The sequence below is a fragment of the Qipengyuania sp. L-5Y genome (genome assembly GCF_056859455.1).
Genome location: NZ_JBSXOM010000031.1, coordinates 19571 through 44376, shown reverse-complemented (window position 1 = coordinate 44376; position 24806 = coordinate 19571). Strand labels below are relative to the sequence as shown.

Annotated in this window: 23 protein-coding genes; 14 read left to right on the top strand and 9 right to left on the bottom strand. The window is 60.3% G+C overall.

From position 1 onward, the window contains the following. Positions 1 to 9 precede the first annotated feature (9 nt). The 6 genes from AC13F2_RS11200 to AC13F2_RS11175 all read left to right on the top strand — a co-directional run bounded on the left by AC13F2_RS11200 (position 10) and on the right by AC13F2_RS11175 (position 7182). Complete coding sequence (locus AC13F2_RS11200; RefSeq protein WP_103022429.1) at positions 10 to 375, top strand: response regulator; 366 nt, start codon at positions 10 to 12, stop codon at positions 373 to 375. Positions 376 to 386: 11 nt separating this feature from the next. Then, positions 387 to 1481 carry a chemotaxis-specific protein-glutamate methyltransferase CheB gene (gene cheB, locus AC13F2_RS11195; RefSeq protein ID WP_248284409.1) on the top strand — a complete coding sequence of 365 codons (1095 nt, stop codon included), beginning with the start codon at positions 387 to 389 and terminating at the stop codon, positions 1479 to 1481. Next, the gene (locus tag AC13F2_RS11190; protein WP_482965254.1) at positions 1472 to 2335 is read left to right on the top strand and encodes a CheR family methyltransferase; all 864 of its coding nucleotides are present in this window, start codon (positions 1472 to 1474) and stop codon (positions 2333 to 2335) included. The genes cheB and AC13F2_RS11190 overlap by 10 nt, the downstream gene beginning before the upstream one ends. 145 nt (positions 2336 to 2480) lie before the next feature. Continuing rightward, positions 2481 to 3980, top strand: coding sequence for a putative bifunctional diguanylate cyclase/phosphodiesterase (locus tag AC13F2_RS11185; protein ID WP_482965253.1), 1500 nt, complete (start codon positions 2481 to 2483; stop codon positions 3978 to 3980). Further along, positions 3977 to 5779: a methyl-accepting chemotaxis protein gene (locus AC13F2_RS11180; RefSeq protein ID WP_482965252.1), complete on the top strand. Its 1803-nt coding sequence runs from the start codon at positions 3977 to 3979 to the stop codon at positions 5777 to 5779. Before AC13F2_RS11185 ends, AC13F2_RS11180 begins: the two co-directional genes overlap by 4 nt. A gap of 56 nt (positions 5780 to 5835) precedes the next feature. Beyond that, complete coding sequence (locus tag AC13F2_RS11175; protein WP_482965251.1) at positions 5836 to 7182, top strand: methyl-accepting chemotaxis protein; 1347 nt, start codon at positions 5836 to 5838, stop codon at positions 7180 to 7182. 42 nt (positions 7183 to 7224) lie between these two features. Here AC13F2_RS11175 and AC13F2_RS11170 read toward each other — a convergent pair whose 3' ends face one another. Together AC13F2_RS11170 and AC13F2_RS11165 are read right to left on the bottom strand one after the other, a co-directional pair. Then, a complete protein-coding gene (locus AC13F2_RS11170) occupies positions 7225 to 10551 on the bottom strand; it encodes an amidohydrolase family protein (protein WP_482965250.1) in 3327 nt (1108 codons plus the stop codon). A gap of 28 nt (positions 10552 to 10579) precedes the next feature. After that, positions 10580 to 11608, bottom strand: a complete 1029-nt coding sequence (locus AC13F2_RS11165) for a LacI family DNA-binding transcriptional regulator (RefSeq protein ID WP_482965249.1) — start codon at positions 11606 to 11608, stop codon at positions 10580 to 10582. A 130-nt stretch (positions 11609 to 11738) separates the two neighbouring features. On the opposite strand from AC13F2_RS11165, the gene AC13F2_RS11160 reads away from it, so the two are divergent. The 5 genes from AC13F2_RS11160 (at position 11739) to AC13F2_RS11140 (ending at position 16426) form a co-directional block, all read left to right on the top strand. After that, positions 11739 to 12044 carry a hypothetical protein gene (locus AC13F2_RS11160; protein ID WP_196846826.1) on the top strand — a complete coding sequence of 102 codons (306 nt, stop codon included), beginning with the start codon at positions 11739 to 11741 and terminating at the stop codon, positions 12042 to 12044. A gap of 139 nt (positions 12045 to 12183) precedes the next feature. Next, complete coding sequence (locus AC13F2_RS11155) at positions 12184 to 13692, top strand: flavin-containing monooxygenase (RefSeq protein ID WP_482965248.1); 1509 nt, start codon at positions 12184 to 12186, stop codon at positions 13690 to 13692. 32 nt (positions 13693 to 13724) lie between these two features. Beyond that, positions 13725 to 14483 (top strand): competence/damage-inducible protein A, encoded by a 759-nt coding sequence (locus tag AC13F2_RS11150; RefSeq protein WP_196846828.1) that lies wholly within the window; start codon positions 13725 to 13727, stop codon positions 14481 to 14483. A gap of 51 nt (positions 14484 to 14534) precedes the next feature. Next, complete coding sequence (locus tag AC13F2_RS11145; protein WP_482965247.1) at positions 14535 to 15503, top strand: polysaccharide deacetylase family protein; 969 nt, start codon at positions 14535 to 14537, stop codon at positions 15501 to 15503. Beyond that, positions 15500 to 16426: a GNAT family N-acetyltransferase gene (locus tag AC13F2_RS11140; RefSeq protein WP_482965246.1), complete on the top strand. Its 927-nt coding sequence runs from the start codon at positions 15500 to 15502 to the stop codon at positions 16424 to 16426. The genes AC13F2_RS11145 and AC13F2_RS11140 overlap by 4 nt, the downstream gene beginning before the upstream one ends. Positions 16427 to 16509: 83 nt before the next feature. Here the strand turns inward: AC13F2_RS11140 and rplA are convergent, their stop codons facing one another. Beyond that, a complete protein-coding gene (gene rplA / locus AC13F2_RS11135; protein WP_103022418.1) occupies positions 16510 to 17202 on the bottom strand; it encodes a 50S ribosomal protein L1 in 693 nt (230 codons plus the stop codon). A gap of 4 nt (positions 17203 to 17206) precedes the next feature. Further along, positions 17207 to 17638: a 50S ribosomal protein L11 gene (gene rplK, locus AC13F2_RS11130; protein ID WP_103022417.1), complete on the bottom strand. Its 432-nt coding sequence runs from the start codon at positions 17636 to 17638 to the stop codon at positions 17207 to 17209. Positions 17639 to 17898: 260 nt separating this feature from the next. Between rplK and AC13F2_RS11125 the strand changes: the two genes are divergently transcribed. Continuing rightward, on the top strand, positions 17899 to 18885 hold the full coding sequence (locus AC13F2_RS11125) for a retroviral-like aspartic protease family protein (protein ID WP_482970470.1): 987 nt from the start codon (positions 17899 to 17901) through the stop codon (positions 18883 to 18885). Here AC13F2_RS11125 and AC13F2_RS11120 read toward each other — a convergent pair whose 3' ends face one another. Then, a complete protein-coding gene (locus tag AC13F2_RS11120; protein WP_482965244.1) occupies positions 18886 to 19812 on the bottom strand; it encodes a copper resistance protein B in 927 nt (308 codons plus the stop codon). It lies immediately after the preceding gene. Further along, the gene (locus tag AC13F2_RS11115) at positions 19809 to 21545 is read right to left on the bottom strand and encodes a copper resistance system multicopper oxidase (RefSeq protein WP_482965243.1); all 1737 of its coding nucleotides are present in this window, start codon (positions 21543 to 21545) and stop codon (positions 19809 to 19811) included. Before AC13F2_RS11115 ends, AC13F2_RS11120 begins: the two co-directional genes overlap by 4 nt. A 69-nt stretch (positions 21546 to 21614) precedes the next feature. Between AC13F2_RS11115 and AC13F2_RS11110 the strand changes: the two genes are divergently transcribed. Then, positions 21615 to 21893, top strand: coding sequence for a metal-sensitive transcriptional regulator (locus AC13F2_RS11110; protein WP_103022413.1), 279 nt, complete (start codon positions 21615 to 21617; stop codon positions 21891 to 21893). A 93-nt stretch (positions 21894 to 21986) separates the two neighbouring features. On the opposite strand, the gene nusG is transcribed toward AC13F2_RS11110, so the two are convergent. Together nusG and secE are read right to left on the bottom strand one after the other, a co-directional pair. Next, complete coding sequence (gene nusG / locus AC13F2_RS11105; protein WP_103022412.1) at positions 21987 to 22523, bottom strand: transcription termination/antitermination protein NusG; 537 nt, start codon at positions 22521 to 22523, stop codon at positions 21987 to 21989. 30 nt (positions 22524 to 22553) lie between these two features. After that, positions 22554 to 22757: a preprotein translocase subunit SecE gene (gene secE / locus AC13F2_RS11100; RefSeq protein WP_103022411.1), complete on the bottom strand. Its 204-nt coding sequence runs from the start codon at positions 22755 to 22757 to the stop codon at positions 22554 to 22556. Positions 22758 to 23011: 254 nt separating this feature from the next. Between secE and AC13F2_RS11095 the strand changes: the two genes are divergently transcribed. Beyond that, positions 23012 to 24550, top strand: coding sequence for an alanine/glycine:cation symporter family protein (locus AC13F2_RS11095; protein WP_103022410.1), 1539 nt, complete (start codon positions 23012 to 23014; stop codon positions 24548 to 24550). A gap of 77 nt (positions 24551 to 24627) precedes the next feature. Here the strand turns inward: AC13F2_RS11095 and AC13F2_RS11090 are convergent, their stop codons facing one another. Beyond that, positions 24628 to 24777, bottom strand: coding sequence for a hypothetical protein (locus AC13F2_RS11090; protein ID WP_482965242.1), 150 nt, complete (start codon positions 24775 to 24777; stop codon positions 24628 to 24630). Positions 24778 to 24806 lie beyond the last annotated feature (29 nt).

The following is a 24806-nucleotide window of genomic DNA, read 5'->3' as shown; positions in this document are numbered from 1 at the left end:
TCATTTGAAATGAAAACCTGCCTTATCGTCGATGACTCGCGCGTAATCCGCAAGGTATCGAGACACATTCTCGAAACGCTTGGGTTCCAGGTCGAGGAAGCGGAGAATGGACAGGAAGGGCTCGATCGCTGCACCGAAGCGATGCCCGATGTGGTTCTGCTGGACTGGAACATGCCGGTCATGACAGGCATCGAGTTCATCACGCAGCTGCGTGTGCGCGAAGGCGGCGACAAGCCCAAGGTGGTTTTCTGCACTACCGAGAACGACGTCGCTCATATTCGGGAAGCCATCAGTGCCGGCGCCGACGAATATGTCATGAAGCCGTTTGACCATGAGACTCTGCAGATCAAGCTTCAGCTTGTCGGCATGGCCTGAGGTAGCGTGACATGGGCGTGCTTCTCCACTCCGATCACGTAATGGCGGATCAATCTTCCCGGATTGGCGCCGACCCGGTGCGGGTCATGATCGTCGACGATTCGCTGACCGTGCGCACCGTATTTTCTCGCATGATCAAGCTGGCAGACGACATGATTGTCGTCGGGACCGCCAGCACTGCGGAAAGCGGCATTGCAGAGCTGGCCGCAACCAGCCCGCACGTCATGCTCCTCGATCTCGAAATGCCGGGCATGGGCGGTATCGAGGCACTCCCCAAGATTATGGAAGCGGCACCCGATACTAAGGTGCTCGTAATATCTTCGCTCACTGCTGATGGAGCCGAAGCGACCATAAAGGCGCTTTCGCTTGGCGCAGCCGACACGATGCTCAAGCCGCGCCCCGGCGGCTTCGACGATGATTACAAGGCGAGCCTGCTTGGCAAGATACGCGCGCTGAAAGGGATCAGGCCAGCAGAGGCAGCCACGGCTGCAAGCAAGCCTCTCTCCACTCGCGCAACCAAATCGCCCCAGGTCGTCGCCATAGGCGCGTCGACCGGCGGCATTCATGCCCTGAACCTGTTCCTGCGCAACGTGCCGAAGAATTTCGATCTCCCGATCCTGATCACGCAGCATCTTCCGTCGAGTTTTATTCCGGTCTTTGCCAAGCAGATGGAAATGGCCGCAGGTCGAGAAGCGATCCTGGCCGACGAGGGCGTCGAAATACTGCGCGGCAAGATTTATATCGCTCCGGGCCACGGCCATATGGTCGTACGCAAATCCGCCGGGCGACACGTACTCGGGCTCGCCTATCACCCCGTCAAAAGCGGCTGCATGCCCTCGGTCGATCCCATGTTCGAAACCATTGCCGAATCGTTCGATGGCAAAGTCGCCGGGGTGCTTCTTTCGGGAATGGGCCGCGATGGATCAGATGGCGCCCAGTCGATCGTAAACGCAGGCGGCTCGATGTATGCCCAGGATGCGGAAACCTGCGCTGTCTGGGGAATGCCGCGAGCGGTAACGGAGCTGGGACTTGCGACGGCCGTCCTGCCGCCTGCGGAACTGGCCGATGCGCTCGTGGACAACGCAGGAGCCGGAGCGTGGAAATAAATGATGCTTCGCACCGCATCATCGGCGAACTTCTTACCCAGCGCACCGGTCAGCAACTGACGGAAGGCCGTCGCTGGCGCGTGTCGAGCGCCTTGTCCGGCCTCTTCCGCGAACTGGGTATCGAGAATGTGGACCAGCTCGCCTGCATGCTCGAACGACCTGGCGAACAGCGTCTGGCGACAAAGGTCGTCGAATCGCTTTTGAATAACGAGACCTATTTTTTCCGCGATCAGGCCTATTTCTCGCAGCTTTCTAATCATGTCCTGCCTGATCTGGCGCGTAGCCGGGCCGGGTCGAAGCGACTATCGATTTGGTCGGCCGGTTGCTCGACCGGGCAGGAGGCGCTCAGCCTCGCGATGATATTTGCCGAACAGTCGCCCCGTTGGAAAAACTGGACGATAGAAATCCTTGGTACCGACGTTTCGGGGAAGGCCGTCGAGACTGCGCGCAGCGGCCTTTACACCCAATTCGAAATTCAACGCGGCATCAGCGTGGCGCAGATGCTGAACTTCTTCGCGGATTGCGGCGGCCACTGGCAGGCGTCCGACAAGATTCGGTCGATGACGCGTTTCCAGCAGCATAATATCCTCGACTATCCGCCATCGCCTGGCCGGTTCGATCTGGTCATGTGCCGCAACGTATTGCTGTACTTCGATCCTGCGACACGGTCAGCTGCGTTTGACCGCGTGGCCACTGGTATCGCCAGCGATGGCTGGCTGATGCTTGGGGCCGGCGAAACGGTTGTCGGCCAGACCGAACGCTTCAGGCCGGCCAATTGTGGTTCGTCCCTATACCGGCCCATTCACGTCGATCTGTCGATGGCGCAGCCAAGTCTGCGGGCAGCCGTGCGATGAGGGACCGGCGGGACAACGGTTAGCCTTAAGTCTTGTTTTACCGTTCCTTAGCGAATGCACTCTAGCCCCTTCGAAAAGGTCGCAAACGTGGGGCGCATAGCGAAAAATGACTGCGGGTTCGCAAACTTCTGTCCATAGAGCAGGCTTGCGGACCGTCATCTTCGGTCCGATTGCGGCGCTAGCCAGCATATTCGTCCTGACTTGGGCGGTTGCTGTTGCCAACCGGCTTTACGGCTTCACTTCGCCCTATGCCGTCCTTGGCGTCGGTACCGTTCTGTTTGCTGCAACGACAGCGCTCAGCACCTGTTTCGGTCTTCGCCAGTTGCGCGCTATCGATCAACTTGCACGAAGTGACAGCCTCACCCAGCTGCCCAACAGGCGTGCGCTGCATAGCGATATTCAGGATGAAATCCGCCAGGGGCACGAAGTCGCGCTGGCGATGATAGACCTCGACGGCTTCAAGCTGACCAACGATCACTACGGGCATTTCGTCGGCGATGCCGCCCTCCGGCAGTGCGCGGAAATCTTCAAGCAGATCAGCGATGGCGAAGCTCGCGTCTACCGCTTGGGCGGTGACGAATACGCCATGATGATCGGGGGGGCAGTCGCCGGCACCTTGCTGGAAGGCTTGAGCCGCCGGATCATCGAACGGCTCGCCAAGCCGATCCACGTCGAAGACAGGCGTCTGACGATCGGCGCCAGTATCGGGCTGGCCCGCCGCGCTCCACAGGATGATGCCACGTCGTCGGAACTGCTACGCCGCGCGGATATCGCAATGTATGCCTCCAAACGCGGCGGCAAGATGCGTTGTACGTGGTTCAACCCGGCGTTCGACCAGAGCCGTGAACAGCTCAAGGAAATGGACGACGAGTTACGTAGCGCGCTCGTCAACAAGGAATTCCGGCTTCACTATCAACCGCTGGTGGATAGCACGACGCGCATGATCGTGTCCGCCGAATGCCTGATGCGCTGGGACAGGCCGGACGGCAAACGCATCGGGCCGAATGTCTTCATCCCCGTTGCAGAAGAAAGCGGTCTGATCAATTCGATCGGCCTTTGGGTGCTGCGGCAGGCATGTTGCGACGCGCTCGAATGGGATGGCATCTCGCTGTCGGTCAATATTTCGGCAGCACAGCTACGCAATCCCGAATTCCCAATTCAACTTGGCCACATTCTCGAAGAAACCGGCTTTCCCGCTGGAAGGCTGGAACTCGAAATCACGGAAACGTGCCTGGTTCTGGATCCGGTTGTCGCAGAGCGCAGCCTGGCCGTCATACGGGGCTTTGGGGTGCGCATAGCGCTCGACGATTTCGGAACCGGCTATGCATCGTTCGGCTTTCTGCGCCAGTTCCGGTTCGAAAAGCTTAAACTCGATCGCAGCCTGGTCGTTCAGGCAGGTCAGGACGATGGCAGCCGCGCGATGATGCTGTCCAGTATAACGGTAGCTCGTGCCATGAAGATGGGGGTCACCGCCGAGGGGGTCGAGACCGAAGAGCAGGCCGATATGGTCCGTGCCGCCGGGTGCGACCAGATCCAGGGTTGGCTCTATTTCAAAGCGATGCCGTCAGAGGAAATCACGCAACATCTGGGCAAGCCAATCGGACTTCCGCTCAAGACGAAAGACAGGGAAAGCAAAGTCGCATGAGTGCGCTTCAGGATATGGCAAATGGCTTGGTGGCCGAACGTAGCGTTCGGCCCGAAGAGCACGTGCCTGAAATTGCGACAGTTGGCATGACCCCGCACACCTCGGAAAGATCCGATCCTGGCAGGGCAGGTGGCGTTGCTGCATGGCTGAACCGGCAATCGGTAGGGGAGAAGCTGCGAGCCATTTCGTTCATCAACGCCGGAATCGTTCTGGCTACCCTGCTTGTGGTGTTGGTCTGCGCGTACTTCGCAATCAGTGCCCGCATCGAACGCATGGCGTTGTCTTCGGCGGCCATTGCGGCTGAGCGGCTCGTGGCCGACACCAATGAAGGAAGGCTCTTCGTCCAGCGTTACGCCATTTCCGGTGACCGGGACAATCTGACCTCGGCCCTGCGATCGCTCGACCGCGCTGATCGCGACGTCGAACTCTTCGAAGATCGAGCCGTCAGTCACGCTGCCACGGTTCTGCCGAAATTGCGGCAACAGGGCGCGATGCTTGAACGACTGCGGGTTCGGATCACGGGGGCGCTGAGCCTGCGCTTCTCGGACGCTAGTCGACATGCCTTCGCTGATGCGATTGACGCCGATGGCCAGAAGATCGTCGATCTGGCCGTTATGTCTCGCGAAGAGATCGAACGTATCGGCAATATTGCCGACACAGAAGCGCGCGCGATGATAACGTGGTTGCTGGTCGGGCTCCTCCTGGCCGCAGTCGTGGGAACCGTGGTCGCCTGGATCAGTCATCGCGTTCTCGCGCGCGACGTATCGGGCACCCTCCGCCAGATGACCGACGTTGCCGGCCGCTTGGCCGAAGGCGAAAAAGACATGCATATTCCCGCAACGCACCGAAAGGACGAGATCGGCGAACTCGCGCGGGCGCTCGAGGTATTTCTTCATACGTCGCGCCAGATCGAAGAGTTTGCTCAGGAGCGAGAAGCATCGCGCCGTGAGCACGGACAAGAGCTTGTTCGCCTTGCACAGCGTTTCGAAGCCACCGTCGGCGAAGTCGTCAATGGTGTCGCCGCTGCAGCCGCTCAGTTGCAGACAACTGCGGGGTCGATGGCAACCGCCGCCGAACAGACGACTTCGAAGGCAGCGATTGTGTCGGATTCCATGATGCAGGCATCCGGCGGCGTTACCGCAGCGGCTGCCGCGTCCGACGAGTTCGCCATGTCGATCGGGGAAATCAGTCGTCAGGCTGCCCATTCGGCAGAACTTGCCCGCAATGCGGCAAACGCAGCAAATGGAGCCGACGAGACGATCTCCGCGCTTGCCGTATCCGCAGACCAGGTCGGGCAGATCGTCGAACTTATCCAGTCGATCGCAAAGCGCACCAACCTCTTGGCCCTCAATGCATCGATAGAAGCTGCCAGGGGCGGAGAAGCCGGCCGGGGCTTCGCGGTCGTTGCCAGCGAAGTTAAGGAACTGGCCGCTCAGACGAGCAAAGCGACAGAGGAAGTCGCCAGTCAGATCCGCTCGATGCAAGATTCGACCGGGGCCAGCGTCAGCGCGCTGCGTTCGATCGCAGGCCAGATCAAGGAACTCGAAACAACTTCCGTGTCGATCGCCAGCGCTGTGGATCAGCAGTCGTTTGCCGGTCAGGATCTGGCACGCAGCATCGATCTTGCGGCTCGCTCGACCGATGAAGTTGCGTCGAATATCGACCATGTGCGCGAGACGAGTTTGGCGACCGGTGCTGCTGCCAGTCAGGTACTTAATTCCTCCACGGAACTCGAGGCTCAGGCGCGTACCTTGAAATCGCAGGCAGCCGACTTCCTCCTGCACGTGAAAGCGGCTTAACGCGATTTCAAGCATTCGCCCCGTACAGTTTACCTGACGTTGAGGGGGATGCCGGGATGAATGCTCATAGTTCGCTGATCTACGACGAGGAACTCGCGCGCGAAATCGCAGATGTCGAGATCGTGAACGCCGCGGACGTCCGCGCAATGCGTGGATGGAGCCGCTGGCTGATGGAACAGCCGCTTGCAAATAAGGCGAAGCTTGCAGCGACCTTCTCGCTCGGCGGCATGACGGTAATCACCGCCCTCGCCCTGGCTGGATTTTGCGTGCCGTCCTTTGCGGCAACCGCACAGATACTCATGATCGCTATATTGAGTGCGGCATTCGTCAGTGGAATTGCCAGCGTCCGGTTCGTGCTCAGGCATGTCATCGAACCTTATCTGCAAATCTCCGCGGACATGTCCCGCCTCGCGAACGGCGATCGCGATTTCACCGTATCCAATACCCATCGCCCGGACGAGATTGGCGATCTTGCCCGCACGTTCGCGGTCTTTCTCAGGTCTGGTCACAAACTCGACGAACTCTTTGCCGGCCGCAAGGCAAACGCGGAAGCCCGCAAGCAAGAACTGATGCGCATGGCGAAGGAATTCGAAAATGGCATCGGCGACGTTGTAGGCGGTGTCGCCGCCGCCGCGAGCCAGCTCAATGCTACCGCATCGGGCATGGCCACATCGGCGGAACAAGCCTCGAGTAAATCGCAACTGGTCACCTCGCTCATGGAGCAGGCCAACAACGGCGCCACTGCTGCCGCTGCCGCGTCCGACGAATTTGCCATGTCGATTGGCGAAATAAGCCGCCAGGCCTCACATTCCGCAGACCTTGCACGGCGAGCGACCGATACTGCCAACGGGGCGGACGAAACCATTTCCGCCTTGGCCTCTTCGGCTGAACAAGTCGGAAAGATCGTCGAGCTTATCCAGTCGATCGCGCAGCGGACGAACCTTCTCGCGCTGAATGCCTCAATCGAGGCTGCACGCGGCGGGGAGGCCGGCCGCGGCTTTGCAGTCGTTGCCAGCGAAGTGAAAGAACTGGCCGCCCAGACGAGCCGCGCGACCGAGGAAGTCGCCGAGCAGATCCGTGCCATGCAGCAATCCACCGGAGCGAGTGTCGGCGCCCTGCGTTCGATCGCCGGGCAGATCAAGGAACTGGAATCGACCGCCATCTCGATCGCCAGTGCCGTCGATCAGCAATCCGTGGCAGGCCAGGACCTGGCACGCAGCATCGATCTTGCCGCACGTTCGACCGACGAAGTTTCGTCTCACATCGGACAGGTCCGCGAGACCAGCCTTGCGACCGGAACCGCCGCGAGCCAGGTCCTCAATTCCGCAAGCGAGCTGGAAGAGCAGGCTGGCGCTCTCAAGAGCCGCGTCGACTCGTTTCTCGGCCAGATCCGCGCAGCCTGAAGCAGAGCGGCGCGTAGCTAGCTGCGCGCCGCCCCTGATATCTCACTCCCACCAATACGGCAGGCGCCGCGCGTCGCCCGTCTCGACCTCGTTCATGGTCCGGGCATCGTACAGCCGCCCGCCGATCATCACGCGCTCGATCTTGTCCGAATTGCGAATGTTCTCGCTCGGATCGGCATCGAGTACGATCAGGTCGGCCAGCTTGCCTGCCTCGAGACTGCCGATATCGCGGTCCATGCCCAGCGATCGTGCGGATTCGATCGTCCCTGCGCGTAGCGATTCGACGGGTGTCATGCCGCCGCGCACGAAGCTCCACAGCTCCCAGTGCGAGCCGACACCGGCCTGCTGGCCATGGGCCCCGATGCTCACCTTCACCCCGCGCTGCGCCAGCTTTTTGGCTTCGCGCGCCGCCTCGTCATCGACGAAGGCCCATTCGGGGGCCGTCACCCTGCGCGCGGTTTCCGCAATCAGCTGCCGCGGCGGGGTGTGGACCATCAGGGGATTATCGAACACATCGGTCGCCTGACGCCAGTAGGGGTCGGCCGCCAGCCCGCCATAGGTGACGACCAGTGTGGGCGTGTAATTGGACTGCGATCCGGCCCAATACTGCAGCACGTCTTCGTAAAAGACTTCGCCCGGGACATTATGTTCGATGGTCGAATTGCCATCGGCGATGAGGTTCATGTCCATGCCGAAAAGCGAACCGCCCTCTGCCACCACCAGCATGTTTTCCGCACGGGCAGCGGCGACGACCTGCTGGCGCTGTTCACGCCGCGGCTGATTGTAGTTCTTGATCGAAATACCGCCCTGCGCCTTGATCCGCTGGATGTGCGCCAGCGCATCCTCGTAACTGTCGATGCGGGCATAAACGCCGGGGGCCTTGGCCCCGTACACGACTTCCGCAGTCGAAAAGATACGCGGTGCCAGCATGTTGCCGGCCTGCTGCCGCTCCGAGGCGGAGAAGATCATGCTGGCGCTGGAAGACGGATCGTGGATGGTGGTCGTACCCATCGCCAGGTTCTGGACGAGCGACCAGTTCTGCTGCGGCACCAGGTCGCCCACACCTTGCGGACCATGCGCATGGGCATCCACCAGCCCCGGCATGATGGTCTTGCCCGCAGCGTCGATCATCGTCGCGCCCTGCGGTATCTGGACGGACGAGGCTGGACCTACCGCGGCAATCCTGTCGCCGACGATGACGATGGTGCCATCGGCAATCTCGCCCGCACCGTCGCCCGTCATCGTGAGGATCTTCGCACCCGTGATCGCCACGGTTGCGCGCGGCTTGTCCGCGCTGACCGTACGCTCCAGCGACGTGCCAGAGGTCGGCGGCACGAACTTAGGTGCGTCCTTGTCCTTCGGTGCGCTGGCGAACATCGATGCCAGGCTGGCGCGATAGAGCACGGGTCCCATCGACCAGGTCAGCATATCGCCGCCTTCGGTCCACCCGATATAATCCGCTCCGCCTTTGGATGCGCGCACGACCGGTAGCGAGCTTGCTTCCTCGCCGACCGTAACCGCCTGTCCGCCCGGCAGCAGCGGCATGGCGAATGCTTCGTAATTCTCCCGGAAGGCCACGAAATCGCCGCGCGGACTGACGTGATATTCCGTCGCCAGTTCGCCTTCGGCATGGACCTGCCTCGCATCGCCATCGAGATCGGCAGACAGAAGCTGGAGCTTGCCGTCCTGCCTGCCAAGCATGAACACTCTGTCGTTCTGGGCACCGAACTGGGGATTGGTCGTATCCCGCGCGATCAGTTCCGGTACGCCGCCGCTCGCGCTGACGCGGTAAACCCCGGCATTCTCCGAAAACTCTGGCGAGGTTAAATAGCCTCCCGAACGTTTTTCGAAAACGATCGTGCTGCCATCCGGCGAAAAGCTGGGCTGCGCATAGTGGCCCTGCATGCTGGTGACCACGCGCGCATTGGATCCATTGGCATTGGCGGTCATGATTTGCCCGAGGCCCGCATCGGTCCAGCGCACATAAGTAAGCCGCCGCCCGTCGCGGGACCATGACGGCCACAGTTCGAGTGCATCGTCATCGGCGGACGTCACTCGCCGCGCCGTTCCGCCCGCCACCGGCTTCGAATACAGCTTGCCCAGGCTTTCGAACACCACTGTTCGTCCGTCGGGCGATACGCTCGTGAACCGCGGGATCTTGGCCGTAAAGCTGTCGGGCGAAACCGGGATTACCGGGTGGGGTGCATCGGCAACGCCGCGCGTATCGTCGATGGTAAAGGGAATAACGCTGGCGCCGCTGCCATCGGCGGAGACGCGCTGTAACTTGCCGCCTGCCCACAGCACGATGGAATTGCCGTCCGGCATCCAGTCCATCAAGGGATAGAAGCCATGCACGGCCCAGGTTTCCTGCATGTCCATGTCGAGGTCTCCATAGATCATGCGCTGCTGACCGCTCGCCAGATCCTTGACCCAGAGCTCGGTCTTGTCCTTGTCCCGGCGGATAAAGGCGATGTTCTTGCCATCGGGCGAAGGCTGCGGGCGAACCGCGCCGCCATATCCGCTGACGGCCGTCGTCACTTCGCCGGTCGCCAGATCGTAACGCTCGATGGCGAAGGTTCCCTGCGTGGAATCCTGCGCATATTCGAAAATCGGCCCGGATGTGACGTTGCGCGAATAATATACCGCATCGCCATTGGGCGAATAGACGGGCTCGCCTAGTTCCTTTTGCAAGGTGTCGCTCGCCCGCTTCACCAGCTGGACACCGCCCCCACCCGAAACATGGTAGATCCAGATCTCGCCTGTGCCGAGCGAACGCTGGGTGGTGAAATGCTTCTTGGCGACGATGTAATTGCCGTCGGGCGACCAGCTTGCTTGATTGATGAGGCGGAAATCCTCCTTGGTCAGCTGGCGCTTGTCCGAACCATCGACATTCATGATCCAGATGTTGTCGCCGCCGCCCCTGTCGGAGGTGAAGGCGATGCGGCGGCCATCGGGTGAAAACCGCGGCTGCACTTCCCATGCCAGACCTTCCGCCACACGGGTTGGCGTTCCGCCCGTGACTGGCATGGTGTAGATGTCGCCCAGCAGTGCGAATGCCAGTGTTCGGCCATCGGGGGACACATCGACATCCATCCACGTACCCTCGTCGGTACGGATCGGCACCTGGCGGATATTGGCGCCGCGTGGCGCAGTGACGTCCCACTTCGCTTCATCCGTGCGCTCGGCTGCAGGGTTGGCGGTCGCCGCGGCCGCCTGGACTGTCTGGCCGCTGCCTTCTGCGGGTCCATCCTGCGAAGACGCCTCGACCTCCTGCTCCTCGACGGGATTGGGACTCGGTTCGGAATCCTGGGCATACGCAGCCTGTCCCGCGAATAGGACGGCAAGAACGGAAGCAATACTTGTCTTCATGATATTCCCCTGAAAGCGAATGCGACGATCAACGCACACTGGCGCGTTCGACGAGGTGAACCTTGACACGTCGTTCGGGGCGATCTTCCCCGGATGCGAGAGCCGTATCGACCAGCGTCATGCCGGCCTGAGCGAAATCGGGTTGTACGGTGGTGAGCGGGGGAGCGCTGAATTCGCCGGATCCCAGTCCGTCGAATCCGATCACGCCGACCTGATCGGGCACTGCGATCCCCAGCGAGGCCAGTTCCTCCAGCGCACCGAGCGCCATGGCATCGCAGGCGAAAAATAGCCCGTCGAACCCTGCGCCGCTGTCAGCCATCTGCTTGATCGCGTTGCGTCCTTGGGACACGCGATCCTCGCCGTCGCTGATCACCGGCTCGACCGGCGACAAGCCAGCCTGCTCCATGGCGTCGCGATACCCTTCGTACCGTTCCCGGAACTGACGCTGCGATGACGCCGTATCGCCGACGAAAACGATCCGCTCCGCCCCGCTACGCGCCAGCCGCTCGACCGCCAGGCGCCCGGCCTCCCGATTGTCGGAACGTACCCAGACGCTGTCGTCGAAAGGTGATCCCCAAAAGGCCATGCCTTCCGATTGCTCGGCGCAGGTGCGGAAATAATCCCATGCCGCCTCGTTGGTCGCGGTCCCGATGACCACCACGCCGTCCGCCTGCCTGCGGGCCACATAATGGCCGAAGAATTCCTCCGGTCGCGCCTGAAACGATACCAGCGCCTCGTATCCCCGCTCCGCTGCGGCGGCACAGGTACTGCCCAGCAGGCTGTAATAGAACGGATTGATTGCCGCCGGCCCCTGCCCTTCGCGGCCGATCACCACAATGGCGATCGTTCCGGTTTCCCCGCGCCTCAGACCGGCAGCGCGCGCGTTGACATGATATCCCAATTGCTCGGCTGCCAGTTCGACACGGCGGCGGGTCGCTTCGGTGATCGTCTCGCTGCCCGACAAGGCACGGCTGACGGTCGATTGGCTGACCCCGGCCCGCTCGGCAACATCGATCGATGTCACTCTACGTAAAGGGGGTTTGTCGTTATTATTCATTGTTAACCGGCTCTCCCCTATGATCGATGCCCTAACGCAGCCGCTTCACGAAAGCGATAGCGAAGCATTTCTTGTCTAAATACTTCTGCTGTCGCTATCGTGGAAAAAAGGGTCACTACGAGAATCGGAAATGTCCAAGGAGTATCGTAGAGAAACGCGGCATACCGTCACTGTTGCAGGGCGCTATCGTGCGCGGCAAGGCGGCGCGCGCGATGTCTGGATCAAGGACATCTCCGAATATGGCTGCCGGTTTTTCGACAAGTTCTCGGTTCTTCAGACGGAAGCCGGAATCCTCGTCAAAGTCGGGAACGTCGGGCCGATCCCGGCTGACGTGAAATGGCGCAAGGGTCATGTCGTCGGCGCGGAATTCGAACAGCCGCTGCATCCCAGCGTGCTCGAACATATCATCCGCGAAATGGATCAGGGCGAAGAATAGACCTCTGGCGTCCCAATGTTCTCGCATCGTCCCGGCACATCCGCGTGGGCGACCGGGAAGCATTTAGGTTTCTCACTGCAACCGAGGCTGGCGCTGAAGCGAAGTCTGGGTTAGGCTCTTCCACACTTGGGAGAGTGACATGAAGAACACGGCGACCGATTTCGATGTTTTGATCGTCGGTGCGGGCATTTCCGGCATCGGTATGGCTGCGCACATGAAAGAGAAGGCGCCCGACCACAGTTTCGTCATCGTGGAACGCCGCGAAAGTCTCGGCGGGACTTGGGACCTCTTTCGGTATCCCGGCATCCGCTCCGATAGCGACATGCACACGCTTGGCTTCGATTTCGAACCGTGGCGCCATGAAAAATCGATCGCGGACGGTCCCGCGATTCTCGAATATCTCGAACGGATCGTGGATGAGCGTAAAATCCGTGACCATATCCGGTTGGAACACAAGGTCCTTGCCGCCGACTGGCGCGAAAGCGATGCACGCTGGCATGTCACGCTGGAAACCGGTGAAGGCGAGCGCAAGCATCTGACCGCCAACTGGCTGTATCTCGGTTCGGGCTATTACGATTACGACGAACCTTACGATCCGGGGTTCGATCTGGGCGGGTTCGAAGGGCAGGTTCTCCACCCCCAGTTCTGGCCGGATGATCTCGATTATTCGAATAAGGATGTCGTCGTCGTGGGCTCGGGCGCGACTGCCGTCACCATCGTTCCATCGATGGCGGACAAGGCGGCGAAGGTCACCATGCTTCAGCGCACCCCGACCTGGATGTTCAGCCGTCCGGCGAAGGATGCCCTTGCGAATTTCCTGCGGAGGATCCTGCCCGAGAAACTGGCTTACCGGCTGACCCGGTGGAAAAACATCACGATGCAGGATTTCGCCTTCAAGATGGCGCGCAACAAGCCGGAGAAGGTGAAGGAAGGGCTGCACAAGCGCATTCGCAAATCCATGGGCGAGGATTACGATCTGGCGCCGTTCACCCCGCCCTACAATCCGTGGGACCAACGGCTTTGTCTCGTTCCGGACGACGATCTGTTCCAGGCGATGAAGAACGGGAAAGCCGAAGTTGTGACGGGCCACATCAAGGCTTTCGAAAAGGGAGGCGTGCGCCTGAAGGACGATCGCTTCCTACCCGCCGACATCGTCGTTACGGCGACAGGGTTGAAGCTGGCTGTCGCGGGCAAGATCGCGCTTTCGAAAGAAGGTCAGCCGATCGATCTCGCCCAGCACTTCTACTACAAGGGCTGCATGTTCTCGAACGTGCCGAACCTTGCAGTGGTCTTCGGCTATCTCAACGCCAGCTGGACGCTGCGCGCTGACATCAATTCGGATTTCATCTGCCGTGTTCTGAACGAAACGCGCAAACAGGGTGTCGACGTGGCCGAACCGATACTCACGCCGCAAGCGGAAGCCGCGATCGAAGAAGACGATATTTTCGATTTCTCATCGGGCTACATCCAGCGCAGCAAGCATATCATGCCGCGGAACGCAGTGGCCTATCCCTGGCGCCTCAATCAGGAATATGTGCTGGACCGCAAGCGTATGAAGCAGGACCCGGTCGATGACGGGTTGCTCGAATTCCGTCGTCACGGGGCGAATGCGAAATTTGCCGATCAGCAACTGGAAGCTGCAGAGTAGCATTCGCCCGCCGACCGCGTTACGCCCTTCCCATGACCGAACGCATCTTTACCGCAGGACTTGTCATCATCGGTGATGAAATCCTATCGGGCCGAACGCACGACAAGAATATCGCCCAGATCGCAAGCTGGCTTCAGGTCCAGGGCATCAGGCTCGCCGAAGTGCGCGTCGTGCCGGATGTGATGGAACGGATCGTCGAAGCTGTGAACGCGCTGCGCGAAGGCAACGATTACCTGTTCACCACGGGCGGCATCGGCCCCACCCATGACGATATTACCGTCGATGCCGTGGCCCAAGCACTCGGTGTAAACGTGGTCGTCCATCCGCAGGCACGCGCGATCCTGGAAAAGTACTATGCCGACAAGCCCGGCGGTTTGACGGATGCGCGCCTGCGCATGGCGCGCGTGCCCGAAGGAGCGGACCTGATACCGAACCGGATGTCGGGGGCGCCCGGCATCAAGATCGGCAATGTCCACCTGATGGCCGGCGTCCCGCACATCACTGCAGGCATGCTCGATGCTCTTACCGGAACGCTGGAAGGCGGCGCCCCGCTCCTGTCGGAAACGGTGGGTTGCTGGACCCCCGAAAGCGAAGTCGCAGACATTCTCCGGCAGGTCGAGAAGGCGCACGAACATTGCCAGATCGGCAGCTACCCCTTCTTCCGCGATGGGCGTGTGGGTGCCAATTTCGTGGTTCGTTCGACCAGCGCACAAGAACTGAAAAGCTGCGTCGACAGCCTCTGCGATGGCCTCGCGATGGCGGGGTTTGATTTTACTCCAGGCGGAATTTAAGAACTTACCGGTCTGGAGTAACTGTTAACTCCCCTGTTGTAGGTATCGAGAATGACTGCAGTCTACATGACGATCGATACCGAATACTCCGCGCGACTTGCCACGCGCCTGGGCCTGCACGCGCGTCAGGAAGTCTTCGAACGCTCGATTACCTGCGTGACGGACTTCGGCGACGTAGGCATCGGTTACCAGATGGACGTGATGGAAGAGTACGGCATGAAGGGAATCTTCTTCGTCGATCCAATGCCGGCACTTGTCTGGGGCACGTCAGCCATCGCAGCCGTTGTCGAGCCGATCCTGAAGCGCGGTCACGAAATCCAACTCCACCTGCATCCCGAATGGTTGAAAATCGCAGGAGACGCCAATCCCCTGCCCGGCCGGACGGGCCGCAACATGCATCAGTTTACCGAAGAAGAGCAGGTCGAACTGCTCGAGATCGCGCGTGACCACCTCATGCGTGCCGGGGCGCCCGCCCCTACCGCATTTCGGGCAGGCAATTACGGCGCTAACGATGCCACCCTTCGCGCGCTGGCACGCGTGGGCATCCGCTATGACAGCAGTCATGTCCCGGGGATCAGCCGGTCCGAATGCCGCATCTCGCTAAGGGAAACCGACCAGCGCGTGGTCGAACATCAAGGAACCATCGAAGTGCCCGTCGGAGCCATTCGAAGCTTTCGCGGCAGGCGTCATGCGCAGATTACCGCCCTTTCCCATTGGGAGATGGCTGCCGCACTCAACCATTGCCTGCGCAAGGACTATCCCCTCTTCAACATCGTGTGCCACAGCTTCGAACTGATGTGCCGCAAACGCAAGCGCGCCAACGCCATCGTTCGCGCACGGTTCGAGAGGTTCTGTCGAACCATCGCCGAAACGCCCGGCGCCAAAGGGGCCACCTTCGCCAGCAAGCCGCCGCGTATCGGCGAAACGACAGGTGCGGCCTGCTTGCCGCAGAGCGAACTTCGCAGTGCCGCGCGCGTTGCCGAACAACTTGTATCGAACGCTATCTACGGGGCCTCGTGACTGGTTCGCAGCCGCAGGCTGCACCGCACCGGATTTCCTATACCATCGGTTCGCGTCGCCTGATCACAGTCGGACGCAATGTCGTCCCAGTTGCCTTTTCGCTTGCGGATGTGCTTGCAGGCAGGATTCCTACGATCCCATCCATTACTCATGCTGATGGGTTCCGGATTCTCTCCGCGCCGCCGGCAGCAGAAGCAAAACTGCGCGACGCCATGCCGGGATTTCTCATAGGCGGGCGGGAAGATTACGAGCGCCATTACATCGACATGACCGGTAGTTACGATGATTACCTGGCACGCTTTTCGGGAAAGACCCGATCGACCTTGCGGCGCAAACGACGCAAGATGGAAAGTGAAAGCGGCGGATCGCTCGACCTGCGCCTCTATTCCCGACCTGAGGAAATGGACGAGTTCGTCCACCATGCCGTTCCGCTATCGCGGCTTACCTATCAGGCACGCCTGCTCGACGCAGGATTGCCCGAAAGCGAGATAGCCCGCGCCGAAATGCGCGAGCTCGCCTGGCAAGATCGCGTCCGCGCCTTTCTGCTCTTCCTGAATGGCGAGCCAGTTGCCTATCTCTATCTACCGGTGATCGGCGAAACTCTCGTCTATGCCTATCTCGGCTACGATCCGGCCCACGCCAACCTTTCGCCCGGAACTGTGTTGCAAATGGCAGCACTCCAAAGCCTGTTTGCAGAGCAACGCTACCGCTACTTCGACTTCACCGAAGGAGAGGGGGCACACAAGAGCCTGTTCGGCACTCACAGCGCAACTTGCGCAAGCTTTCTTCTGTTGCGCCCCACCTTGGCGAACCGTGCATTGCTGTCGAGCCTCAAGGCCTTCGACGCGGCGGTGGGAAATGCGCGATCACTGGCAGCGCGAACCGGGGCCGAGCACCTCCTGCGCCGCGCTCTACGCACATAAGAAAAGGGCCGGAAGGTTCGCACCCGCCGGCCCTTTCTGATCTGTCTCCGCCGACCTTGATCGGCGATCCGTCAACGCGGGAATTACGCGCCTTCGATTTCCTCGAGGTCGACCTTGAGGCCAGGCCCCATCGACGAGGTCAGCGTTACCTTGCGGACATACTTACCCTTGGCGCCGGAAGGCTTCGCCTTCACGATCGCATCGGTCAGAGCCTTGAAGTTCGTCTTCAGGTCTTCATCCTTGAACGACAGCTTGCCGATGCCGGAGTGGATGATGCCCTGCTTCTCGACGCGGAATTCGACCTGGCCGCCCTTGGCGTCCTTAACGGCCTGCTCCACGTTCGGCGTAACCGTACCCAGCTTCGGGTTCGGCATCAGGCCCTTGGGGCCCAGCACCTTACCGAGGCGGCCGACGACGCCCATCATGTCGGGCGTTGCGATCACGCGATCGTAGTCGAGATTGCCGTTCTGCATGTCTTCCATGAGATCTTCGGCACCGACCTTGTCCGCACCTGCGGCCAGGGCCTTCTCGGCATTGTCGCCCTTGGCGAACACGGCAACCTTGACGTCCTTGCCGGTACCGCTCGGAAGCGAAACCATGCCGCGGACCATCTGGTCGGCGTGGCGCGGATCGACACCAAGGTTCATCGCGACTTCGACGGTTTCGTCGAACTTTGCCTTGTGTTCACGCAGCGTGGCGAGAGCTTCGTCAACGCTATAGAGCTTTTCAGCGTCGAGCTTGGCGACGATCTGCTGCTTCTTGGTCTGCTTTGCCATGATCTTAGCCCTCCACCACGTCGAGGCCCATCGACCGCGCGCTGCCTTCGATGATCTTGGTAGCCTGTTCGATGTCGTTCGCGTTCAGGTCGGCCATTTTCTGTTCGGCGATTTCGCTCAGCGCCGAACGCTTGATCGATCCGGCCGAAACCTTGCCCGGCTCTTTCGAGCCCGACTTGAGCTTGGCGGCCTTCTTGATGAGGAAGCTGGCCGGCGGGCTCTTGGTGACGAAGGTGAACGAACGGTCCGCATAGACGGTGATCGTCGTCGGGATCGGCATGCCCTTTTCAAGGCTGTCGGTCGCTGCGTTGAACGCCTTGCAGAATTCCATGATGTTCACGCCGCGCTGACCCAGCGCAGGGCCGATGGGCGGCGAGGGATTGGCGGTGCCCGCAGGCACCTGCAGCTTGATATAGCCGTCGATCTTCTTGGCCATAACTGGCCTCCTTTCTCACTGTCGCCCCGACACTTTCGAACCAAGGCTCATGGTAAGCGGTCAGCGGCCTGCTGTTGCAAGCCTCCCGCACGATTCCCGAAGATGACTTGGGAAGGCGCGCACATAGCGTTTTCGCGTCTCAATGCAAGCAGTCGTTTCGCGTCCGGCCTTTGTCGAAAGCCCATCGCGTGCCACATTTCGCCGGTATAGTGTGAACTGGGATGAAACGATCTGCAAACTCAGCGATAATGGCTGCCCTTGTGAGCGCAGCTTCGCCTGGGTTTGCGCAGAATTCGGCAGCGCCTTCCGGCAGTCTCCCAAAACCTCCCACGGCCGTCATCGACGAAGCGCTTGAGATCGGCGGCGAGGAAATTGCGGCAAGCAAGCTACGCAACCGAATGACTGTCGAGGTGAAGATCAACGGCGAAGGTCCTTACGAGTTCGTGGTCGACAGCGGTGCCGACAGTTCTGCGATAGGATCGGCCCTGGCGGGCAAGCTGGCTCTTCCAGCAACCGATCGCGCCTTGTTGCACAGTGTAACGGGTAGCAGCTACGTCGATCGGGTGGTCATAGACGAACTGCAGTTGGGGCCTACGGTTACCACCGGACTGGAAGTGCCGATACTCGACGAACGGGCAATGGGCGGCGATGGCATGGTCGGCCTGGACGCCCTCGTTAACCAACGGCTGATGATCGACTTGGAAGAGCGCACCATCACGGTCGATGACAAGGTCGATTTGGGGGAGATCAGGGACGGAGTAATCGTCGTGACAGGCCGGCTTCGGCGCGGCCAGCTCATTCTTACGCAGGTCACGGCCGGTCGTCAGAAAGTCGAAGCGGTCGTCGACACGGGTTCAGAGGTCACGATCGGTAATCTTGCCTTGCGGGACAAGCTCCTGCGCAAGCGCAAAAAGGCGTTCGCCACCATCAAGGTGTTCGGTGTAACAGGGCAAGAAATCGAAATCGAATTCGCAGTCATTCCGACTTTGAAGCTCGGCCCGACAACTCTGCAGAATGTGCCGATCGCCTTCGCCGACATCCCGCCGTTCGCCGTCTTCGGTCTCGAAAAGAAGCCCGCACTGCTGCTCGGTATGGATCTGATGGAGAGCTTCCGCCGCGTGTCGCTCGACTTCAAGGACAGGAAGGTCCGCTTTCAATTGCGTAAATGCCGACAGACCAGCACCATTCTTCGATCTGCGCGGGCAACACGGATCAGCACGACCGAGGAAAGCGCCTGCGCCCGCTAGTCAGAACCAGAAGCGAAGTCCGAATACAACGCTGGTGACCGATACATCCCGGCCATCCGCACGCGAAAAATCGGCACCCCTGCCAACCTTCCATTCCTGTTCGACACCGACATAAGGCGCGAATTCCGGGACGAATTCATAGCGCAGACGAAGGCCCGTTTCGATATGATCGATGCCGGCTCCCACACCCAGTTCGGGAATGTCCTGCGCCGACAGCGCAAATTCTGTGCGAGGCTGCAGAATTAGTCGCTGTGTAATACGCTGGTCGAGTTCCGCCTCGACTCTCGCGGTTACGTCCCCTTTGTTCGAAACGAAGGCTGCGGCGTCCAATTCAAAGAGATATGGTGCCAGCCCTTGCACGCCGATCACTGCGTGAGTTCGCGCTGGACTATTCAGATCCTGCCGGACGCCTGCCTGAAAATCGAACCAGGGGCCAATGGCGTGCGACCAGAGTGCCTGCACTTCGGCCTGTTCCAGCGGGCGGCCCCATTCACCCTCCCCTTCGCTTTTGACCCATATTTTGTCGATGTCGCCGCCATACCAGCCCTGCAGGTCCCACAGAAATCCGTCTCGCCCCTCGCGTGTCCGCAATTCCAGCCGGTCGCCCTGTACCCAGAGCAACTGCATGCCACCATGCTCACGGGCGAGCGCTGCGCGGCTATCTTGCATTGCGTCCGCTCCCCAGATCGCATCTGCGGCCTGCGGAGGCCCATTGCCAGCCGAATCAGGGGGCCGCGCCAGCATTTTCGGCTCGGCCGCGTTTTGCGAATGCTGGTGGCCATGGTCCATTTCGGAATGGTCCACTTGCTCACGATCTACCGGCTGCACATGTTTAGGTTCGGAATGGTCGGAATGCCCTTCGTGCTGGGCGAAAACTGCAGTGCCGACATTGGCGCAGGCGAGCGCAAGGATAAGCGCGTATCTCATGCCTCGCCATCCGGCGAAGCAACCGTAACTACCTGAAACATGCCGGCATGCATGTGATAGAGCAAATGGCAGTGAAACGCCCAGTCCCCCGGCTCGTCAGCAGTGAGATCGAATGTCGCGCTGCCGCCGGGTTGGACGATCACCGTGTGCTTTTGCGGCTGGTGCATGCGATCAGCGCCGTTGACCAGTTCGAAAAAATGGCCGTGCAGATGGATGGGGTGGGCCATCATCGTGTCATTCACCAGCTTCACACGGATCCGCTCATTATAGGCAAAACGAATGGGCTGGTCGGCGACAGCGTTGAACTTCCGTCCATCGAACGACCACATATACCGTTCCATGTTTCCGGTGAGATGGATTTGCATGTGGCGACTGGGTTTGCGCGGATCGTCGTTGGGTTCCAGCGCGGTGAGATCGCGGTACGTCAGCACCTTGTGTCCGACATTGTCGAGCCCGAGACCCGGGTCGCCCATCCGGTCGGCAGGATTTGCGCTGACCATGTCGACCCCAGGGCCGACAGCCACGTCCGGCGGCAGGCTGGATGTATCGCGCATTTTCGTCGAGCCATGGTCCATTCGCCCGGTCGATAGGGCATGGCCCATGTTCAAATGATCGCCACCCGAATGGTCCATCCCGCCGTGACCCATGTCCGTCATGGTCAACAGAACCGGATCCCGCAGCGATGGCACCGGTGCCCGCGCACCGGCCCGCGATGCGAGCGTGGCGACAGCCATGCCTGACCGATCCATTGCCTCGGCAACGATAGTATGCGCTTCGGCCGTCGGGTCGACGACGATGTCATAAGTCTCTGCCGTTCCGATCTGAAACTCGTCCACCTCTATCGGACGCACGTTCTTCCCGTCCGCCTGAACCACGCTCATCCGCACCCCGGGAATGCGGATGTTGAAGAAACTCATCGCACTGCCATTGATGATGCGCAGTCGAACGCGTTCGCCCGGACTGAAAAGATATTCGAGGCTGTCTTCGGGCGCATGGCCGTTGATGAGATAAGTGTATGTCGATCCGGTCACATCGGCGATGTCGGTTGGCATCATTCGCATACCCGCCCACATCCTGCGATCGCTGCCGCTCAGGCGATAATCGTCCGTCCAGCTGGTCTTCTGACGGTTGAAATACTCCTCGCCCTTCTTGAGCTTTGCCATGATCGTATGCGGGTGAAGCGGGCTGAACTCGCTCAACAGCAGCACATAGTCGCGATCGGCCTGCACCGGATCGGGACCCGCAGGATCGATAATGATCGGGCCGTAATGGCCCGCCTGTTCCTGGAGATCCGAATGGCTATGCCACCAGTAGGTGCCCGACTGGCGTAGCACCGGCAGTTCGTAGACAAAGGTTTCGCCGGGCTTGATGCCCGGAAAGCTTACCCCGGGCACACCGTCGAACTGAAACGGGAGGAGCAGGCCATGCCAATGTATGGACGTGTCCTGCGCGAGATGATTGGCCACGCGCAGGGTAACGGCTTCGCCTTCCTTCAGCCGCACCAGCGGGCCAGGCACGCTGCCGTTCACAGCAAAAGTGTGCCCACTTCGCCCGGCAACCTCGATTGTCCCCTGTCCAACCGCAAGGTCGATCACTCTGCCGGATACTTCGTCGAAGCCTTGCCGGATTGGTCCATGCGGCATCGCCCGGGCCCACGCAGGAATTGCTGCAAGACCCCCAAGACCAACTGCGCCCTTGAGCATCGCCCGGCGGGTAGTAAATAATGCGCTCATTACCGTTGCAAACTCTCGTCTTGCAGCGCAGCTATACCCCCAGGGGGTATCACACAAGCAGGAATTCCCATGCCGGAAAAGTCAGCACAGCACCGGATCGTCGACCGGCTTCGCAGGGTAGAGGGTCAGGTGCGCGGGATTTCGCAGATGGTGGAAGACGATCGTTATTGCATCGACATCCTGCATCAGTTGCAAGCGGTGAAGTCCGCTCTGGCCCGCGCAGAGGACGAAATTTTGAAGAATCACGCCTCGCACTGTGTGGCCGAAGCTATCGCATCTGGCGATGCGGACGAGCAACGACAGAAATTCGGCGAACTGATCGATCTGTTCGCCAAGGCAAAACGCTAATTCCGGCGGCAGCCACGGAACCGGACAGCGCAAACGGAAAGGCCCCGCCCGGCAGATCCGGACGGGGCCTTTCAAACGCGTTTGTCAGCCGTCTTACTTGACCAGTTCGACCTGTTCGAAGTCGAGTTCGACCGGCGTGGCGCGACCGAAGATCGAAACCGAAACCTTGACCTTCTGCTTGTCGAAATCGAGCTCCTCGACAAGGCCGTTGAAGCTGGCGAAAGGTCCGTCGAGAACCTTGACCTGATCGCCGATCTCGTAATCGACGCTGATGTCCTTCTTGGGTGCCGACTTCGCTTCTTCCACACCGCCGAAATAGCGCGCGGCTTCCTTCTCGGAGATCGCCTGCGGCTTGTTGTTGTTGCCGAGGAAACCGGTGACCTTGGGCGTATTCTTGACGAGGTGGTAGATATCGTCGGTCATGTTCAGCTTGGCCAGCACGTAGCCGGGCATGAACTTGCGCTCAATCTGGACCTTCTTGCCGCGCTTCACTTCGGTGACGGTCTCGGTGGGAACCTCAACTTCTTCGACGCCTTCCGACAGGCCCAGACGCTCGGCCTCGGCGATGATCGAATCGCGGACCTTGTTCTCGAATCCGGAATAAGCGTGGATGATGTACCAGCGTGCCATGTGTTCCTAACTACCCTGTCGAATTACTGCTCAGGCGACTGTCAGCAGCCAGCGCACCACGGCGCTGAACAGCGAATCGACGCCGAGGAAGAAGACCGAGAGAATGACCATCATAATGAAGACGAAAATCGCCGTGCGTACCGTTTCCTCGCGCGTCGGCCATACGACCTTGCGCCCTTCGGCCTGGACCTGCCGGAGGAATTCCGCCGGGCTGGTTTTCTTTTCGTCTGCCATCGCTCACGTCTCTCGCGTAAAAATCGTGCCGCCTTCCGCCACGTCCCTTTCAGGTAGGGTCTCTCGCCGCCCCGGTTCAAGTCCGGGAGGGGCTTTTATCGATCCCAATGTCGGAAGACGGTGCAGCGTCTAGTTTGCCGCGCGCAAAAAGGCAAGCCGGGGACTGAAGTTCAAAGCCCCCCTTTGCAAGCGTGGCAAGCGCGACTAGCCTGCCCGCTTTCCAGTTAACGGGACGCATGAGGGGAATTTACGACATGGCAACAGGCCAGACGGCAAGTCTGGGCGAGCGGCTGATCGAGCCGGTCACCAACATTTCCGATTTTATCTGGGTGGGCACATGGAACGGCGCGGAGGTACTGCCCTTCCCACCCATGACGATCGTACTGCTCGGCATCGGCCTGTGGATCATGGTCGGACTGAAATTCTACCCCATCCGCAATCTCGGCAACGCATTTGCCGGCCTTTTCAAAGGCAGGAAAAGCGCGGGTGCGGGCGAAATCTCGCCATTTGCGGCCCTGTCGACGGCGCTTTCGGGCCAGGTCGGAACCGGTAATCTTGCCGGTGTGGCGACGGCCATCGCACTCGGCGGACCCGGTGCGATCTTCTGGATGTGGATTACCGCCCTGTTCGGCATGGCGCTCGGGTTTGCGGAAGGCAGCCTTGCCATCCGCTACCGCGAAAAGACGAGTGATGGCGTGCTGCGCGGCGGCCCGATGACCTACATCATGATGGGTCTTGGCAAGAAATGGACATGGCTCGCCGTGCTTTTCTGCCTCGGCACGCTGTTTTCCGCATTGGTAACCGGTAATTCGATCCAGTCGAACGAAGTGGCCAGTGGCCTCAACGAACTGTTCGGGATCGAACGCTGGATGGGCGGTCTGATCGTCGCCATTCTGGTCTTCATCGTCATTATCGGCGGCATCAAGTCGATCGGCAACGTTGCCGAAAAAGTCGTGCCTTTCATGGCCGCAACCTACATCGCGATGGCGTTGATCGCGCTGATCCTGAACTTCCAGGACTTGCCCGAAACGTTCGGCCGTATCTTCGGCGGTGCATTCAACATGCAGAGCGCAAGCGGCGGCTTCGCCGGGGCGATGATCATTATCGCAATCCGTGCTGGCGTTGCTCGCGGCCTATTCTCCAACGAAGCAGGTCAGGGTTCGACTGCCATTGCACACGCAGTCGCGCAGACGAATGATCCCGAGCAGCAAGGCCGCATGGCAATGCTGGGCACGTTCATCGACACGATCGTCATCTGCACCATGACAGCACTCGTGATCCTGACGGTGGAAGGCGATTTCACCTATCAGGGGCAGGCAGTGCAGCATGTCTGGCAATCGGATCTCGGCACGACGCAGATGTCGGGCTTCGTTACCACCTCCGGGGCATTCGCCGCGGCGTTTCCAACGCTCATCGCCGGCATACCGCTCGGCACGCTCGTGGCCTCGGTGGCACTGATCCTGTTCGTCTTCACCACGTTGCTGACGTGGAGTTATTACGGCGAGCGGGCGATTACCTTCCTTTACGACCGTATTCCGGGATCCACCCGCGGCGGCGAGAAGATCCTGCACATCATCTGGCGAGTAATCTGGTGCATCGGCATTTTCGTCGGGGCGACCCAACCTTCGCAGCTCGTCTGGCGTCTGGGCGATATCTCCAATGCGGCAATGGCCCTGCCCAACCTGCTGGCTCTCGCACTGCTGAGCGGCGTCGTGTTCAAGCTTGCCAAGGGCGAGCGTGACGCAGGACCTACCCATACGGAAGACACGCCGGAAGAACCGGAAGAATACTGACGGTCGTTAGACTGGCACGAAAAAGGGGCCGGGGGTCAAAAGACCTCCGGCCCCTCGTCCTTGGTACGACTGAACCCTCAGCGCAGCCCGAACAGGCGAGCCATCAAACCTGGCTCCTCCATGGGCAGGATCTTGCCGTGCATCTGATAACGCAGCGAGCTGTCGCTATAGGGTTTCGGCTTGGCCCAGCGATCCGGGCTACTGCTGTGGAAGGACAAACTTGACATGGCAAACCTCCATGAAATCTCTCCCACCG

What these genes read in the sequence shown, in the direction of transcription:
- rplA (WP_103022418.1), bottom strand. Translation starts at nt 17,202, where the DNA reads ATGGCAAAGCAGACCAAGAAGCAGCAGATCGTCGCCAAGCTCGACGCT.
- AC13F2_RS11200 (WP_103022429.1), top strand. Translation starts at nt 10, where the DNA reads ATGAAAACCTGCCTTATCGTCGATGACTCGCGCGTAATCCGCAAGGTA.
- AC13F2_RS11095 (WP_103022410.1), top strand. Translation starts at nt 23,012, where the DNA reads ATGGCAACAGGCCAGACGGCAAGTCTGGGCGAGCGGCTGATCGAGCCG.
- AC13F2_RS11145 (WP_482965247.1), top strand. Translation starts at nt 14,535, where the DNA reads ATGACTGCAGTCTACATGACGATCGATACCGAATACTCCGCGCGACTT.
- secE (WP_103022411.1), bottom strand. Translation starts at nt 22,757, where the DNA reads ATGGCAGACGAAAAGAAAACCAGCCCGGCGGAATTCCTCCGGCAGGTC.
- cheB (WP_248284409.1), top strand. Translation starts at nt 387, where the DNA reads ATGGGCGTGCTTCTCCACTCCGATCACGTAATGGCGGATCAATCTTCC.
- AC13F2_RS11115 (WP_482965243.1), bottom strand. Translation starts at nt 21,545, where the DNA reads ATGAGCGCATTATTTACTACCCGCCGGGCGATGCTCAAGGGCGCAGTT.
- AC13F2_RS11170 (WP_482965250.1), bottom strand. Translation starts at nt 10,551, where the DNA reads ATGAAGACAAGTATTGCTTCCGTTCTTGCCGTCCTATTCGCGGGACAG.
- nusG (WP_103022412.1), bottom strand. Translation starts at nt 22,523, where the DNA reads ATGGCACGCTGGTACATCATCCACGCTTATTCCGGATTCGAGAACAAG.
- AC13F2_RS11180 (WP_482965252.1), top strand. Translation starts at nt 3,977, where the DNA reads ATGAGTGCGCTTCAGGATATGGCAAATGGCTTGGTGGCCGAACGTAGC.
- AC13F2_RS11175 (WP_482965251.1), top strand. Translation starts at nt 5,836, where the DNA reads ATGAATGCTCATAGTTCGCTGATCTACGACGAGGAACTCGCGCGCGAA.
- AC13F2_RS11165 (WP_482965249.1), bottom strand. Translation starts at nt 11,608, where the DNA reads ATGAATAATAACGACAAACCCCCTTTACGTAGAGTGACATCGATCGAT.
- AC13F2_RS11110 (WP_103022413.1), top strand. Translation starts at nt 21,615, where the DNA reads ATGCCGGAAAAGTCAGCACAGCACCGGATCGTCGACCGGCTTCGCAGG.
- AC13F2_RS11155 (WP_482965248.1), top strand. Translation starts at nt 12,184, where the DNA reads ATGAAGAACACGGCGACCGATTTCGATGTTTTGATCGTCGGTGCGGGC.
- AC13F2_RS11150 (WP_196846828.1), top strand. Translation starts at nt 13,725, where the DNA reads ATGACCGAACGCATCTTTACCGCAGGACTTGTCATCATCGGTGATGAA.
- AC13F2_RS11120 (WP_482965244.1), bottom strand. Translation starts at nt 19,812, where the DNA reads ATGAGATACGCGCTTATCCTTGCGCTCGCCTGCGCCAATGTCGGCACT.
- AC13F2_RS11160 (WP_196846826.1), top strand. Translation starts at nt 11,739, where the DNA reads ATGTCCAAGGAGTATCGTAGAGAAACGCGGCATACCGTCACTGTTGCA.
- rplK (WP_103022417.1), bottom strand. Translation starts at nt 17,638, where the DNA reads ATGGCCAAGAAGATCGACGGCTATATCAAGCTGCAGGTGCCTGCGGGC.
- AC13F2_RS11090 (WP_482965242.1), bottom strand. Translation starts at nt 24,777, where the DNA reads ATGTCAAGTTTGTCCTTCCACAGCAGTAGCCCGGATCGCTGGGCCAAG.